Source organism: Streptomyces sp. NPDC086549, assembly GCF_044746205.1.
Taxonomy (GTDB): Bacteria; Actinomycetota; Actinomycetes; order Streptomycetales; family Streptomycetaceae; genus Streptomyces.
In genome coordinates this window covers 370,270-384,972 of the sequence record NZ_JBIVBS010000002.1, presented here as the reverse complement: position 1 = coordinate 384,972, position 14,703 = coordinate 370,270, and the positions used below count along the sequence as shown (strand labels likewise).

The window sequence follows — 14,703 nt, the reverse complement described above, 5'->3', positions numbered from 1 at the left end:
GGGGAGGTGCGGGCCTCCGTCCCCTGGAACCGGACGATCATGGGCTCGGGTCAATGGGCCGGTGAAAGTCCGTTCCGCAGGCGACGGCCGACGGAAAGGGGTGTGTCAGGCCGCCGTCTCGGGGTCCTTGGAGAGGCGGGGGGCCGGAACGGTGTCCGCCGTCTCCGGGTAGTGGCAGGCGGTCAGGTGACCGGGCTTGTTGCCCTCGACCTGGACCAGCGGCGGGGCCTCCGTCGCACACTTCTCCGTCGCCTTCCAGCAGCGGGTGCGGAAGCGGCAGCCGGAGGGCGGGTTGATGGGGGACGGGACGTCGCCGGCCAGGCGGATGCGCTCGCGCGGGACCTCGTCCACCGTGGCCTCGGGCACGGCGGAGAGCAGGGCCCGCGTGTAGGGGTGGCGCGGGTTGCCGTACAGGTCCTCGCGGTCGGCGATCTCGACGATCTTACCGAGGTACATGACCGCGACGCGCTGCGAGAAGTGCCGGACGATCGCCAGGTCGTGCGCGATGAAGACGAACGCGATGCCCAGTTCCTGCTGGACCTTCTGCAGCAGGTTCACCACCTGCGCCTGGATGGAGACGTCCAAGGCCGAGACCGGCTCGTCCGCGACGATCAGCTTCGGCTCCAGGGCGAGCGCGCGGGCGACACCGATGCGCTGACGCTGGCCGCCGGAGAACTCGTGCGGGAAGCGGTTGAAGTGCTCGGGGTTGAGACCGACGATCTCCAGCAGCTCACGGACGCGGTTCTCGCGGCCGCCGGCCGGGTTGATGTCGTTGATCTCCATCGGGCCGGAGATGATCTTGCCGACCGTCTGCCGCGGGTTCAGCGAGGCGTACGGGTCCTGGAAGATCATCTGGATCTCGGACCGCACCGGCGCGAGCTGCCTGCGGCCGGCGTGCGTGATGTCCTGGCCGCGGTAGACGACCTTGCCGCCCGTCGGCTCCAGGAGCCGGGTGATGAGCCGGCCCGTGGTCGACTTGCCGCAGCCCGACTCGCCGACCAGGCCCAGGCTCTCACCCTCGGCGACCTGGAAGTCGAGGCCGTCCACGGCCTGCACCGCGCCGACGGTCCGCCGGATCGGGAAGCCGCCCTTGATCGGGAAGTGCTTGGTCAGCCCGGAGACGTCCAGGAGGGGGTTTGTGTTGCTCATGGTAGTGAAGTCCCGTCTCGTGTCCGTCACTTGTGCCGGGATGCGGCGAAGTCGGCGAAGAATTCCTGGCGCTGCTCCAGCGTGAGGTGGCAGGCCGAGCCCCGGCCGCCCACCACGTCGAGCACCGGCTGCTCGCTGGAGCACCGCCCGCCCGAAACCTTCTCGGCGAAGGAGCAGCGCGGGTGGAAGCGGCAGCCGGACGGCGGGTTGAGCAGCGACGGCGGCGAGCCCGGAATCGGCGACAGCGGCACGTCCACCGGCCCGTCGAGGCTCGGCATGGAGTTGAGCAGACCGAGGGTGTAGGGGTGCTGCGGGGTGCTCAGCACCTCCTTCTTGGTGCCGCGTTCCACACAGCGGCCGCCGTACATCACGAGCACGTCGTCCGCGATGTCGGCGATGACGCCCAGGTCGTGGGTGATGAAGATGATCGCGGTGCCGAACTCCTGCTGGAGGTCCTTGAGCAGGTCCATGATCTGGGCCTGGACCGTCACGTCGAGGGCCGTGGTCGGCTCGTCGGCGATCAGCAGCTCGGGGTCGCAGACCAGCGCCATGGCGATCATCGCGCGCTGGCGCATACCGCCGGAGAACTGGTGCGGGTAGTCGTCGACGCGCACGTCCGGCTGGGGGATGCCGACCCGCCTGAGCATCTCGATGGCCCGCGCCCGGGCCTCCTTCTTGGAGGCGCCGGTGTGCTTGCGGTAGGTCTCCGCGATCTGCGTGCCGATGGTGTGGTACGGCGACAGCGAGGCCAGCGCGTCCTGGAAGATCATGGACATCTTGTTGCCGCGCAGCCGCTCCAGTTCCGACTGCCGGGCGGTGAGCAGCTCCTGGCCGTCGAGCAGGATCTCGCCGTCGATCGCGGTCCGGTCGCGGTCGTGCAGACCCAGGATCGTCAGGTTGGTGACGGACTTGCCCGAGCCGGACTCGCCCACGATGCCGAGCGTCTGGCCCTTGGCGAGGTCGAAGCTGAGCCCGTCGACGGCCTTGACGATGCCGTCCTCGGTGGAGAAGTGGACCTTCAGGTCCTTGATGGAGAGGAACGGCTGCTGTTCGGTGCTCGTCACGGTGACGCTCCTGGGGGGTGATGCGGGGGGTCGGGGGTGGGCGGAGGTCAGGCGAGCCGGATCCGCGGGTCGATCATGGCGTAGACGGCGTCCACGATGATGTTGAAGAAGACGATCGCCGCCGACGCCACCAGGGTCACGCCGAGCAGCATCGGCAGGTCGTTGGCGTCCACCGCGGTGAGCGAGAGCCGGCCGATGCCCTGGAGGCTGAAGACGTACTCGGTGATGATGGCACCGCCGATCAGGGTGCCCATGTCGATGCCGAAGATCGTGACGATCGGGCCCATCGCACCGCGCCAGGCGAAGCGGAAGAACACCGAGCGCCGGGACAGACCCTTGGCCCGCGCGGTGCGCACGTAGTCCTCGCTGAGCTGCTCCACCAGCTGGGAGCGCGTCATACGGGTGTAGTTGGCGGTGAAGATGATGGACAGCACCAGCCACGGCAGCAGCAGACCCGAGGCCCACTTGACCGGGTTCTCGGTGAACGGCGTGTACGACGGCTGGTCGAGGATGCCGAGCTGCTGCACCAGGAAGAACATGGCGATGTAGCCGACGAAGTAGATCTGCAGCGAGGAGCCGATCAGCGAGAACGAGCTGGCGATCTTGTCGGCCGCCTTGCCCTGCTTGACGGCGGCGATCATGCCGGTGCCGACGCCGATGATCAGGAAGAAGAACGAGGCGCCCAGCGCGAGCGAGATGGTGAGCGGCATGCGGTCCAGGATCGTGCCGAGGACCGGCTCGCGGTTGGTGAAGGAGAAGCCCAGGCAGGGCGCGTTGCAGTTGCCGAGACCGCCGTAGTCGCGGCCCAGGAAGAGGCCCTCCAGCCAGTGCCAGTACTGCACCGGCAGCGGGTCGGCCATCCCGAGGTTGTGCCGGACCTGCGCCAGCAGTTCCGGCGTGCACACCTTGCCGCACGCCATACGGGCCGGGTCACGCGGGAGCGCGTAGTAGAGCATGAAGGTGACGGCGCTGATGATCAGCAGAATGACAAGTGCGCCGATGACACGGCGGACTAGAAAACGGAACATGGCGTGACTTTCCGGACGGGGCGCCGTCGCCGGGGTGTGGGGAGCGAAACGGAAGGGGGGAACCGGGGCGGCGGTGGTGGCCGCCGCCCCGAAGCGGGATCAGGCCTTCGCGGCGAAGACCTTGCCCAGGGCGATGCAGGTGTTGCCGGAGTCCCAGATCACGCCGCCGACCTTGGAACCGTAGAAGTAGTTACGGATCGGGTTGTAGTCCGGAACCACCGCGGCGAGCTGCATGATCTGCTCGTCGATGTCGCCCCACATCTTCGCGGCCTTCTTCGCGTCCGTCTCGACCGTGGCGGCGGCGATCGCCTTGTTCACGCCCGTGTCGTTCAGCTGCGGCCAGTTGACACCGCCGTCGGCGATCTGGCTGCCGTCGAAGCAGGGCTGGATGACCGCGTAACCGGCCGGCCAGTCCGGGCCCCAGCCCGCGGCGAACAGGTCGTACTTGTTGTCCAGCTGGCCGATCTGGCTGTAGAAGGACGTCTTGTCGACCTGCTTGACGACCGGCTTGAAGCCGGCCTTGGTCAGCGCGCTGTTGAGCGCGACGGCCTGCTTGACGGAGTTGTCCGACTGCTGCATCGCGATGACGACGGTCTGACCCTCCTTGCCGGCTTCCTTGAGGAGGGCCTTGGCCTTCTCCGGGTCGCCCATCGGCTTGGTCTTCTTGCCGTAGAGGTCGAAGTCCTTGTGGCCCGGGGTGAGCGGGCTGATGATCGTGGTCGCGGTCGCCGAGGAGAGCGAGCCACCACGGATCTGCTTCAGCTGCTGCGACGGCCACGCGTAGTTGAGCGCCTGGCGGACCTTGACGTCCTTGACGCGCGTGGTGTTGATCGCGAAGTAGTAGCAGGTGGTGTCGACCTGGGTCAGGACGCGCTTCTTGAGCGCCGGGTCCGTCATCACCTTCTGGAGGCGCTCGGGGGCGACCTCGTTGAGCACCGACAGCGTGTACTGGTCGTTGCCCTGGTCGGCGATGTAACGGTCCGTGGACGCCAGGTTCTGGAAGCCGAAGCCGAACTCGAACTTGTCCGGGTAGGCGTTGCGGATCGGGTCCGTCTCGGCGACCCAGTGCTCGTTGCGGACGAGCGACGCCGACTTGCCGATGTCACGGTTCGCGATCTTGTACGGGGCGCAGGAGAACGGGCGCTTGTCGTACTTCTCCTTGGTGTCGTGCTTCTTCGGCACGATGGAGAAGCCGCGCATCGCGAGCATGAAGTTGAAGTCGGCGTGGGCCTCCTTCAGCTTGAACGTGATGGTCTTGCCGTCGACCTCGATCGACTTGAGGTGCTTGCCCTCGTAGGGGCCCTTGTACTTGTCGCCGCCGAGCAGCCAGCTCTGGGGGTAGCGCGGACCCTGGGTGACGAACTTGGCGAAGAGACGCTCGAAGGTCCAGCGGACGTCCTCGATGGTGACGTCGGCGCCGTCCTCCCACTTCACGTTGTCCTTGAGCGTGAAGGACCAGGTCTTGCCGCCGTCCTTCACCGTGCCCGCGTCGGTGGCGAGGTCGCCGACGAGGGTGGTGGTGCCCTTGGAGTCGATCTTGTAGCCGGTCAGACCGCGCAGGAACAGGACCGAGCAGGCGCCCTCGTACGAGGAGTAGACCTGGGCGGGGTCCAGGTGGTCCCAGTCGATCTGCTCCAGCGTGTAGATCGTGCCGCCCTTGACCGCGCCCGGGACCTCGGGGGCCGCACCGGTGGAGTCGGCCTTGGTGCCGACCGCGATGGTGGCTGCCTTGGCCTTGTCGACCGACGGAGCCTTGTCGCTGGCACCGCTGCCGCCCGCGTTGCCGCTGCTGCACGCGCTCAGCACGGTGGTCGCGCCGGCCGCCACACCAGTGGCTATGAGGAAGTTTCTGCGGGAAAAGGACATGGCTTACCTGCCTAGGTGTGGATGGAGTGAGAGAGGAGGTGCAACCAGCCGGACGACGGTGACCGGACCGGAGTGGGACTCAGCGCTTGGACTTGGGGTCGAGCGCGTCGCGGACCGAGTCGCCCAGAAGGTTGAAGGCGAGGACGAAGAGGATCATCGAAAGGCCCGGGAAGATCATGAAGGTGATGTCGTCCGAGTAGAACTGCGCGCCGCGCCCGATCATCACGCCCCAGTCCGGGGTCGGGTCGATCATGCCGACGCCCAGGAACGCGAGGCCCGCCTCGGCCGTGACGTAGGCCGGGAGCATGAGGGTCGACTGGATGAGGATCGGCGTCCACAGGTTGGGCAGCAGCTCCTTGAAGATGATGCGGCGCGGCGATGCGCCGGTCACCTTGGCCGCCTCGACGAACTCCCGTTCACGCAGGCCGAGCACCTGGCCGCGCAGCAGTCGCGCGATGGAGGCCCAGCCGAAGGCGGAGAGGACGAGGATCAGGCAGGTGGCCCGCAGCCAGGCCGGGACGTCCTGGTCGAAGGGGACGAATATGCCGTAGACGACCGGCATGAAGGCGATGAAGAACAGCGTGGACGGGAACGACAGCAGGATGTCGATGATCCGGCCGATGAAGTAGTCCGTCTTGCCGCCCAGGTAGCCCGCGGTGACACCGATCACAACGCCGAGCAGCGTGGTGAGCAGGGTGGCGGCCGTGGCGATCAGCAGCGAGGTGCGGATGCCGTAGAGCAGGAAGGTGAAGACGTCGCGGCCCAGCTGCGGCTCGATGCCGAACCAGAAGTCCCCGCTCATGCCGCCATTGGGCTTGACCGGGTAGGAGAAGTCGTTCAGCAGCCCAGGGGTCTCCTGACCGTACTGCTCGTACGGGTTCTTGCCGTACAGCTTGGCGATCAGCGGCGCGGTGATCGCGACGACGAAGAAGAAGATCACCACATAGGCGGATATGACGCCCGTACGGTCGCGCTTGAACCGCTTCCAGGCAAGCCGTCCCGGTGAGCGGCTCTCGCTGCCCTTCGGGGTCGAGGAAGTGGTCGACTTCTCGACGCTCTCGTCGGTCACCTCAAGCGGGGCAGCCGCAGATGGAGTTGGGGGGGTCATGGTGCTCCTGGCCCAAGGGAGGGTCTGATGACTCCGCAGGGCACACTCCCCTACGGGCTACGCCGGACTTTTTCAACGCAATTCATTGAAGGTCAATAAATTCTCGGTCGCCTTGGTTGTCTCTTTGCTTTCTTTGCTCGCGCTTGACCAATCTGTAGCTACGCGGGTAGCGCGCCGTAATCAATCCGTGCTTTATCTCGGACTAATTGGACCAAACGGGCAACGAGTTCGATATGCGGACGCCTGTGTGCCGAAATCCGTACATAGACGCGTCGCAATCCAACGTTTCAGCATCGTTACGCGAAGATCCATTGCATTCGTCGCTCAAGATCGCCTCGGCCGCCGTCGCCCCTCCGGTGGGCGTATGCGTGCATCCGGATGACCTGTCCCCTGAAAGGCCTCCTCGCGAGTGGCGCGCACGTGCGATATGCGTAATTTGCGCTGATATTGACCGGTAGTAGGTCAACGGCCACCGAGGAGGCACGCCATGCGGGGAGTGACGCACGCCAGATGGGCCGTCGGTGTGACGGCAGTCACGCTTGCCGCGACGGCGTGCGGGGGAGGAGGTGGGAGCGGCGGTGGTGGCGCCGACGGAGTGCTCAGCTCCTCCTGGGGCGACCCGCAGAACCCGCTGGAGCCGTCCAACACCAACGAGGTGCAGGGCGGCAAGGTCCTCGACATGATCTTCCGCGGTCTGAAGCGGTACGACCCGAAGACCGCCGAGGCCCAGAACATGCTCGCCGAGAAGATCGACACCCCGGACTCGCAGAACTTCACGATCACGATCAAGGGCGGCTGGACCTTCAGCAACGGCGAGAAGGTCACCGCCAAGTCCTTCGTGGACGCCTGGAACTACGGCGCGAGCCTGAAGAACAACCAGAAGAACGCGTACTTCTTCGGCTACATCGAGGGCTACGACAAGGTCCACCCCGCCACCGGCTCACAGAGCGCCGACACGCTCTCCGGCCTGAAGGTCGTGAACGACAGGACCTTCACCGTCAAGCTGAACCAGAAGTTCTCCAGCTTCCCCGACACCCTCGGCTACGTCGCCTTCGCGCCACTGCCCCAGGCCTTCTTCACCGATCACGCGGCCTGGGTGAAGAAGCCGGTCGGCAACGGGCCGTACATGATCGACTCGTACACCAAGGGCGCGCAGATGGCCCTGAGGAAGTGGGGCGGCTACCCGGGCGCGGACAAGGCGCAGAACGACGGCGTGACCCTCAAGGTCTACACGGACAGTGACACCGCGTACACCGATCTGCTCGCCGGAAACCTCGACCTCGCCGACGACATTCCCGCCTCGCAGCTCAAGAACGTCAAGAACGACCTCGGCGACCGCTACATCAACACCCCGGCCGGCATCATCCAGACCCTCGCCTTCCCGTACTACGACAAGGACTGGAACAAGAGCGGCTCGGACAAGGTCCGCACGGGCCTGTCCATGGCGATCAACCGGAAGCAGATCACCGACACGATCTTCCAGCACACCCGCACCCCGGCCACCGACTGGACCTCGCCGGTGCTCGGCCCGGAGGGCGGCTTCAAGGACGGCCTGTGCGGTCCCGCCTGCGACTACAACCCCGCCGAGGCCAAGCGGCTGATCCAGGAGGGCGGCGGGCTCCCGGGCGGACAGCTCAAGATCACCTACAACGCCGACACCGGCTCGCACAGGATGTGGGTGGACGCCGTGTGCAACTCCATCAACAACGCGCTCGGCAACGACAAGGCCTGCGTCGGCAACCCGGTCGGCACCTTCGCGGACTTCAGGAACCAGATCAGCCAGCACAAGATGAGCGGCCCCTTCCGGGCCGGCTGGCAGATGGACTACCCGCTGATCCAGAACTTCCTGCAGCCGCTCTACTACACCAACGCCTCCTCCAACGACGGCAAGTGGTCCAACGCACAGTTCGACAAGCTCGTGGACCAGGCCAACGCGGAGTCCGACACCGCCAAGGCGGTCTCCACCTTCCAGCAGGCCGAGGGGGTGGTGCGCGACAACATGGCCGCCATCCCGCTCTGGTACCAGAACGGCAGCGCGGGCTACTCGCAGCGGCTGTCCAACGTGGCGCTGAACCCGTTCAGCGTCCCCGTCTACAACGAGATCAAGGTCAGCTGAGCCGCCATGGGGCGCTATGTCGTCCGGCGTCTGCTCCAGATGATCCCGGTGTTCGTCGGGGCGACGCTGCTGATCTTCCTGATGGTGAACGTGATGGGCGACCCCATCGCGGGACTGTGCGGCGAGCGGGCCTGCGACCCGGCGACGGCCGCCCAGCTGAAGAGGGAGTTCGGCCTCGACAAGCCGCTGTGGCAGCAATACCTGACCTACATGGGGAACATCTTCACCGGCGACTTCGGTACGGCGTTCAACGGCCAGCCGGTCACCGAGCTGATGGCGACGTCGTTCCCCGTCACCATCCGGCTGACGATCGTGGCGATCCTCTTCGAGATCGTCATCGGCATCACGCTGGGCGTGGTGACCGGTCTGCGCCGGGGCCGCCCCGTCGACACGGGTGTGCTCCTCGCCACCCTGGTCGTGATCTCCGTCCCCACCTTCGTCACCGGCCTGCTGCTCCAGCTCCTGCTCGGCGTCCAGTGGGGCTGGATCAAACCGTCCGTCTCCCCGGACGCCACGTTCGGCGAGCTGATCGTGCCGGGCCTGGTCCTGGCCTCCGTCTCCCTCGCCTACGTCACCCGCCTGACCCGCACCTCCATCGCGGAGAACAAGCGGTCCGACTACGTCCGTACGGCCGTCGCCAAGGGCCTGCCCCGGCGCCGGATCATCACCCGGCACCTGCTGCGCAACTCCCTCATCCCCGTCGTCACCTTCATCGGCACCGACATCGGAGCCCTGATGGGCGGCGCGATCGTCACCGAGCGGATCTTCAACATCCATGGCGTCGGCTACCAGCTCTACCAGGGCATCGTGCGGCAGAACACCCAGACGGTCGTCGGCTTCGTGACCGTCCTCGTCCTCGTGTTCCTGGTCGCCAACCTGCTCGTCGACCTGCTCTACGCCGTACTCGACCCGAGGATCCGCTATGCCTGAGCAGCCGCCGTACGAGCCCGAGCCCCGGGGGCCCGGCGGGCGCCCCCCGGAAAATCGCAGCATCGCCGGTACCGGAGCGGGCGGCGCGATGGACCTGGCGACGAGCGAGGCGGAGACCCTGGAGCGGCGTCCCACGGCCGCCGCCGGCGGACGGGCGCGCAGCCTCTGGTCCGACGCCTGGCGGGACCTGCGGCGCAACCCCGTCTTCATCGTCTCCGGGCTCGTCATCCTGTTCCTGGTCGTCATCTCCCTGTGGCCCTCGCTGATCGCCTCCGGCAGCCCTCTCCAGTGCGACCTCTCCAAGGCCCAGGAGGGCTCCCAGCCGGGCGCCCCCTTCGGGTACGACGGCCAGGGCTGCAACGTCTACACACGGACCGTCTACGGGGCCCGTACGTCCGTCACGGTCGGCGTCTGCGCCACGCTCGGGGTCGCGCTCCTCGGGTCCGTCCTGGGCGGCCTGGCGGGGTTCTTCGGCGGGGCCTGGGACTCACTCCTGTCCCGGCTCACCGACATCTTCTTCGCGATCCCCGTCGTCCTCGGCGGTCTGGTCCTCCTCTCCGTCGTGACAAGCAATACGGTCTGGCCGGTCGTCGGGTTCATGGTCCTGCTCGGCTGGCCGCAGATCTCCCGCATCGCCCGCGGCTCGGTCATCACCGCCAAGCAGAACGACTACGTCCTGGCGGCCCGCGCCCTGGGCGCCTCCCACTCCCGCATCCTGCTGCGCCACATCGCGCCCAACGCCGTGGCCCCGGTGATCGTCGTGGCGACCATCGCCCTCGGCACCTACATCGCGCTGGAGGCGACCCTCTCGTACCTCGGCGTGGGCCTGAAGCCGCCCAGTGTCTCCTGGGGCATCGACATCTCCGCCGCCTCGCCCTACATCCGCAACGCCCCGCACGCGCTGCTGTGGCCCTCCGGCGCCCTGGCCGTCACGGTCCTGGCCTTCATCATGCTCGGCGACGCGGTGCGCGACGCCCTCGACCCGAGGCTGAGGTGAGCCGCCGTGCTGCTGGAAGTACGCGACCTGCACGTGGAGTTCCGGACCCGGGACGGGGTCGTCAGGGCCGTCAACGGGGTCGGCTACGGCGTGGACGCGGGGGAGACCCTCGCGGTGCTCGGCGAGTCGGGCTCCGGAAAGTCGGTCACCGCGCAGGCCGTGATGGGGATCCTCGACGTGCCGCCGGGGAAGGTCACGGGCGGCGAGATCCTCTTCCGGGGCCAGGATCTGCTGAAGCTGAAAGAAGAGGAGAGAAGGAGGATCAGGGGCGCCGGGATGGCGATGATCTTCCAGGACGCGCTCTCGGCGCTGAACCCCGTGCTCTCCGTGGGCGAGCAGCTCGGCGAGATGTTCGTCGTGCACCGGGGGATGTCGAGGAAGGACGCACGGGCCAGGGCGGTCGAGCTGATGGACCGGGTGCGCATCCCGGGCGCCGCCCAGCGGGTGCGCGACTATCCCCACCAGTTCTCCGGCGGTATGCGCCAGCGCATCATGATCGCCATGGCGCTGGCGCTGGAACCGGCCCTCATCATCGCCGACGAGCCCACCACCGCCCTCGACGTCACCGTCCAGGCCCAGGTCATGGACCTGCTCGCGGAGCTCAGGCGCGAGTACGACATGGGGCTCATCCTGATCACCCACGACCTCGGCGTGGTCGCGGACGTCGCCGACCGCATCGTCGTCATGTACGCGGGGCGGATCGTCGAGTCGGCCCCGGTGCACGACATCTACAAGGCACCCGCGCACCCCTATACGAAGGGCCTCCTCGACTCCATCCCGCGCCTGGACCAGAAGGGCCAGGAGCTCTACGCCATCAAGGGCCTGCCGCCGAACCTCATGGACATCCCGCCGGGCTGCGCCTTCCACCCGCGCTGCCCCATGGCCCAGGACGTGTGCCGCACGGACGAGCCCCCGCTGTACGAGGTCTCCGAGGACCGCGGCAGCGCCTGCCACTTCTGGAGGGAGTGCCTGCATGGCTGAGCCGATCCTGGAGGTCAGCGGGCTCGTCAAGCACTACCCGCTCACCCGGGGCATCCTCTTCAAGAAGCAGATCGGCGCGGTGAAGGCGGTGGACGGCGTCGACTTCACGCTCCACCGCGGCGAAACCCTGGGCATCGTGGGCGAGTCGGGCTGCGGCAAGTCGACGGTCGCCCGACTGCTGTGCAGCCTGGAGCAGCCGACGGCCGGTTCGATCCGGTTCAAGGGCGAGGAGATCACCGGGCTGACCGGCAAGGCCCTGAAGGCGGTACGGCGCAACATCCAGATGGTCTTCCAGGACCCGTACACCTCCCTCAACCCCCGTATGACGGTGGGCGACATCATCGGCGAGCCGTACCGGATCCACCCCGAGGCGGCCCCGAAGGGCGACCGTCGCCGCAGGGTCCAGGAGCTGCTGGACGTGGTCGGACTGAACCCCGAACACATCAACCGCTATCCGCACCAGTTCTCCGGCGGCCAGCGTCAGCGCATCGGCATCGCCCGGGGGCTGGCGCTGCACCCGGAGGTGATCGTCGCCGACGAGCCGGTGTCGGCGCTGGACGTCTCGATCCAGGCGCAGGTGGTCAACCTCCTCGACCGGCTCCAGACGGAGTTCAAGCTCTCCTACGTCTTCATCGCGCACGACCTCTCGATCGTGCGGCACATCTCGGACCGGGTGGGGGTGATGTACCTGGGCCGCATCGTGGAGACCGGCACGCACGACGAGATCTACGACCATCCCACGCACCCCTACACCCAGGCCCTCCTCTCCGCCGTCCCGGTCCCCGACCCCGACGCGCGGGAACGCCGCGAGCGCATCATCCTCACGGGTGACGTCCCGTCCCCGACCGACATCCCGTCCGGGTGCCGCTTCCGCACCCGTTGCTGGAAGGCCCAGGAGCGCTGCGCCCGGGAGGTGCCGGCGCTCGCGGTCCCCGCCCGGTTCCGGGACGCGGCCGGTCCCGCCGCGCACGACTCGGCCTGCCACTTCGCGGAGGAGAAGCAGGTGGTGCCCCCGGAGGAGCAGAGCAACGAGCACAGCAATGAGCAGAGCAACGAGCACAGCAATGAGCAGAGCAACGAGCACAGCAACGGGCCGGGGTGACATGGCCACCCCGGCCCGTTTACGGCACCCGCACGGCCGTACGCTGTTCAGCGTCGCGCGTCCGTATATCGGTACCGCTTCCGTGAAGTTGCCTGTGTGTTAACGCAGTTTGCTGATATTTGCGGGGTTATGCGAGCGTCCGCTTGAGGAAGTCCACCTGGAGGAGGAGCAGGTTCTCCGCGACCTGCTCCTGCGGGGTCATGTGCGTGACGCCGGACAGCGGCAGCACCTCGTGCGGGCGGCCGGCGGCCAGCAGGGCGGAGGACAGGCGCAGGGCGTGGGCCACCACCACGTTGTCGTCGGCCAGACCGTGCACGATCATCAGCGGGCGGTGCGGCTCGGCGGGGGCGGACAGGCCGTCGTCCGTGACCAGGGAGCTCTTCGCGTACGCCGCCCGGTCCGTGGCCGGGTCGCCGAGGTACCGCTCCGTGTAGTGGGTGTCGTAGAGCCGCCAGTCGGTGACCGGCGCGCCCGCGATGCCCGCGTGGAAGACGTCCGGGCGGCGCAGCACGGCCAGGCCCGCCAGCCAGCCGCCGTACGACCAGCCGCGGATCGCCACCCGGGACAGGTCGAGGGGGTAGCGCTTCGCCAGGTCCTGGAGTGCCTCGATCTGGTCGTCCAGGGACACCGTGAGGTCGCGGTGCAGCGCCTTCTCCCAGGCGGGGGAGCGGCCGGGGGTGCCCCGGCCGTCGGCGACGACCACCGCGAAGCCCTGGTCGGCGAACCACTGCGAGGTCAGGTGCGCGTTGTGCGCGGCGACCACGCGCGGGCCGTGCGGACCGCCGTAGGGGTCCAGCAAAACCGGAAGGGGAGTGTCGGAGTGGTAGTCCTGTGGCATAAGCACGGCGCACGGGATTCGGCGTGCGCCCCCCTCGGTGAGTGTCACGCGCGGGGACATACCGGGATCTTCGGCGTACGACATGACAGTCGCCGTCGGTTTTCCGTCACGCAGTACCTGTACACGGGCGCCAGGGCGGTCGAGCGCGGCGGAAATCAGTACCGTCACGCCCCCGGCGCGCACCGCCGAGTGCACGCCGGGCTCCTGCGACACGCGTTCCACGCCGAGCTCGTTCACCCGGTAGACGTGCACCTCGCCGATGCCCGGAGCCTCGGCCTCCTCGCCGGCCGACGCCGTGACCAGCACGTCGTCGGCGGAGACGTCGAGCAGCGCACGGATGTGCAACTGCGTTCCCGTCAGCGGGCGTTCCCCCACCGCGAGCACTCGCGCACCGCCCTCGTCGGCGATCCGCACCAGCTGTCCGGAGGGGCTCCAGCAGGGCACGCCAGGGAAAAGTTCAAGCCATGTTGGATCTTCCTCCGCGTGCACCATCCGGGTCACCCCGGAGTCCGGGTCCACGGCCAGAAACAGCTGGCTGCGCTGGTCCCGCGCCTGCACCAGGACCAGTGGCGCTCCCGCGTCTGACCAGTGCACATGCGCCAGATACGGATAGCGCGCACGGTCCCAGACGACCTCCGTGCGCGTACCGTCGAGGCCGATCACGAACAGCCGTACGTCCGCGTTGGCAGTGCCCGCCGCCGGATACGCGACGTGTTGTGGCTCACGCTCCGGGTGGGCCGGATCCGCGATCCACCACCGCTCCACCGGCGTGTCGTCCGCGCGCGCCACGAGCAGCCGGTCCGACTCCGGAGCCCACCAGAAGCCCCGCGAACGCCCCATCTCCTCGGCCGCGATGAACTCGGCCAATCCATAGGTGACCCCGTCCGATTCGGGCTCCGCCAGCGCCCGGTCCCCCTCGCCCTCGGCGCCCACCACCCGCAGGGCACCCTGGACGACGTACGCCACATGCCGTCCGTCGGGGGCGGGACGCGGGTCGATCACCGGCCCGGGGGCCGGGAGTTCGCGAGCCGTACCGGCCCGCAGCTCCGCCGTGAAAAGCCGCCCTGACAAGGCGAAAGACGCCAATTCCAGGGCCTTGTCGGTGGCGTAGCCGACGATGCCGGCACCGCCCTCGCGGCTGCGTTCGCGGCGTGCCCGCTCCTCGGGCGAGAGATGCTCCGTGGCGCCGCCAAGGAGCGCGCGCGGCTCGGCTGCCAGGCGCTCCCCGCCGTCCGCCACATCGAGAACCCACAGGGAGTTGGCCCGTTCCGTACCGGAACCCGAGCGCAGGAACGCGACACGGGAACCGTCGGGAGCCACGGTGAACGCACGCGGCGCGCCGAGTGTGAACCGCTGGGTGCGGGCGTGCCGTCGGGGGAAGGAGTCAGGCTCGGTCGTCATGCCCCGACCATATTGGCCATGCGCCCCCTTGTGCGGCCATGCGCCGAGCGATGCGCGAGCACGGATAGTTATGATCACTGCCGTTGAGTGGGTATGAACCTGCTGGCTCGTGTATGCATTTGC

11 protein-coding genes are annotated in these 14,703 nt (G+C 67.9%); 5 read left to right on the top strand and 6 right to left on the bottom strand.

Going from position 1 to position 14,703, the window contains the following annotated elements; translation table 11 throughout:
* Nucleotides 1-105 precede the first annotated feature (105 nt).
* From ACIPSA_RS08435 to ACIPSA_RS08415, 5 genes are all read right to left on the bottom strand, one after another.
* The gene (locus tag ACIPSA_RS08435; RefSeq protein WP_402630395.1) at nucleotides 106-1,149 is read right to left on the bottom strand and encodes an ABC transporter ATP-binding protein; all 1,044 of its coding nucleotides are present in this window, start codon (nucleotides 1,147-1,149) and stop codon (nucleotides 106-108) included.
* 26 nt (nucleotides 1,150-1,175) lie between these two features.
* A complete protein-coding gene (locus tag ACIPSA_RS08430) occupies nucleotides 1,176-2,213 on the bottom strand; it encodes an ABC transporter ATP-binding protein (RefSeq protein ID WP_402630393.1) in 1,038 nt (345 codons plus the stop codon).
* 47 nt (nucleotides 2,214-2,260) lie between these two features.
* On the bottom strand, nucleotides 2,261-3,241 hold the full coding sequence (locus ACIPSA_RS08425) for an ABC transporter permease (RefSeq protein WP_402630390.1): 981 nt from the start codon (nucleotides 3,239-3,241) through the stop codon (nucleotides 2,261-2,263).
* A 99-nt stretch (nucleotides 3,242-3,340) separates the two neighbouring features.
* The gene (locus tag ACIPSA_RS08420; protein ID WP_402630387.1) at nucleotides 3,341-5,107 is read right to left on the bottom strand and encodes an ABC transporter substrate-binding protein; all 1,767 of its coding nucleotides are present in this window, start codon (nucleotides 5,105-5,107) and stop codon (nucleotides 3,341-3,343) included.
* Between the two features lie 79 nt (nucleotides 5,108-5,186).
* Nucleotides 5,187-6,215 carry an ABC transporter permease gene (locus ACIPSA_RS08415; RefSeq protein WP_402630385.1) on the bottom strand — a complete coding sequence of 343 codons (1,029 nt, stop codon included), beginning with the start codon at nucleotides 6,213-6,215 and terminating at the stop codon, nucleotides 5,187-5,189.
* A gap of 487 nt (nucleotides 6,216-6,702) precedes the next feature.
* Between ACIPSA_RS08415 and ACIPSA_RS08410 the strand changes: the two genes are divergently transcribed.
* Genes ACIPSA_RS08410 through ACIPSA_RS08390 form a run of 5 tightly spaced genes read left to right on the top strand, consistent with a single transcriptional unit; the run spans nucleotide 6,703 to nucleotide 12,341 of the window.
* Nucleotides 6,703-8,331, top strand: a complete 1,629-nt coding sequence (locus ACIPSA_RS08410) for an ABC transporter substrate-binding protein (protein ID WP_402630383.1) — start codon at nucleotides 6,703-6,705, stop codon at nucleotides 8,329-8,331.
* Nucleotides 8,332-8,337: 6 nt separating this feature from the next.
* Complete coding sequence (locus tag ACIPSA_RS08405) at nucleotides 8,338-9,261, top strand: ABC transporter permease (RefSeq protein ID WP_402630381.1); 924 nt, start codon at nucleotides 8,338-8,340, stop codon at nucleotides 9,259-9,261.
* The gene (locus ACIPSA_RS08400; protein ID WP_402630378.1) at nucleotides 9,254-10,258 is read left to right on the top strand and encodes an ABC transporter permease; all 1,005 of its coding nucleotides are present in this window, start codon (nucleotides 9,254-9,256) and stop codon (nucleotides 10,256-10,258) included. Before ACIPSA_RS08405 ends, ACIPSA_RS08400 begins: the two co-directional genes overlap by 8 nt.
* A 6-nt stretch (nucleotides 10,259-10,264) precedes the next feature.
* Nucleotides 10,265-11,239, top strand: coding sequence for an ABC transporter ATP-binding protein (locus tag ACIPSA_RS08395; protein WP_402630375.1), 975 nt, complete (start codon nucleotides 10,265-10,267; stop codon nucleotides 11,237-11,239).
* Nucleotides 11,232-12,341, top strand: a complete 1,110-nt coding sequence (locus ACIPSA_RS08390; RefSeq protein WP_402630372.1) for an ABC transporter ATP-binding protein — start codon at nucleotides 11,232-11,234, stop codon at nucleotides 12,339-12,341. Before ACIPSA_RS08395 ends, ACIPSA_RS08390 begins: the two co-directional genes overlap by 8 nt.
* A gap of 127 nt (nucleotides 12,342-12,468) precedes the next feature.
* Here the strand turns inward: ACIPSA_RS08390 and ACIPSA_RS08385 are convergent, their stop codons facing one another.
* Nucleotides 12,469-14,580 (bottom strand): prolyl oligopeptidase family serine peptidase, encoded by a 2,112-nt coding sequence (locus tag ACIPSA_RS08385; RefSeq protein ID WP_402630369.1) that lies wholly within the window; start codon nucleotides 14,578-14,580, stop codon nucleotides 12,469-12,471.
* Between the last annotated feature and the right edge of the window lie 123 nt (nucleotides 14,581-14,703).

Excerpts from the sequence above, each read along its gene's own strand:
- ACIPSA_RS08390 (WP_402630372.1), top strand. The coding sequence starts at position 11,232 with ATGGCTGAGCCGATCCTGGAGGTCAGCGGGCTCGTCAAGCACTACCCG.
- ACIPSA_RS08410 (WP_402630383.1), top strand. The coding sequence starts at position 6,703 with ATGCGGGGAGTGACGCACGCCAGATGGGCCGTCGGTGTGACGGCAGTC.
- ACIPSA_RS08425 (WP_402630390.1), bottom strand. The coding sequence starts at position 3,241 with ATGTTCCGTTTTCTAGTCCGCCGTGTCATCGGCGCACTTGTCATTCTG.
- ACIPSA_RS08435 (WP_402630395.1), bottom strand. The coding sequence starts at position 1,149 with ATGAGCAACACAAACCCCCTCCTGGACGTCTCCGGGCTGACCAAGCAC.
- ACIPSA_RS08385 (WP_402630369.1), bottom strand. The coding sequence starts at position 14,580 with ATGACGACCGAGCCTGACTCCTTCCCCCGACGGCACGCCCGCACCCAG.
- ACIPSA_RS08420 (WP_402630387.1), bottom strand. The coding sequence starts at position 5,107 with ATGTCCTTTTCCCGCAGAAACTTCCTCATAGCCACTGGTGTGGCGGCC.
- ACIPSA_RS08405 (WP_402630381.1), top strand. The coding sequence starts at position 8,338 with ATGGGGCGCTATGTCGTCCGGCGTCTGCTCCAGATGATCCCGGTGTTC.
- ACIPSA_RS08415 (WP_402630385.1), bottom strand. The coding sequence starts at position 6,215 with ATGACCCCCCCAACTCCATCTGCGGCTGCCCCGCTTGAGGTGACCGAC.
- ACIPSA_RS08400 (WP_402630378.1), top strand. The coding sequence starts at position 9,254 with ATGCCTGAGCAGCCGCCGTACGAGCCCGAGCCCCGGGGGCCCGGCGGG.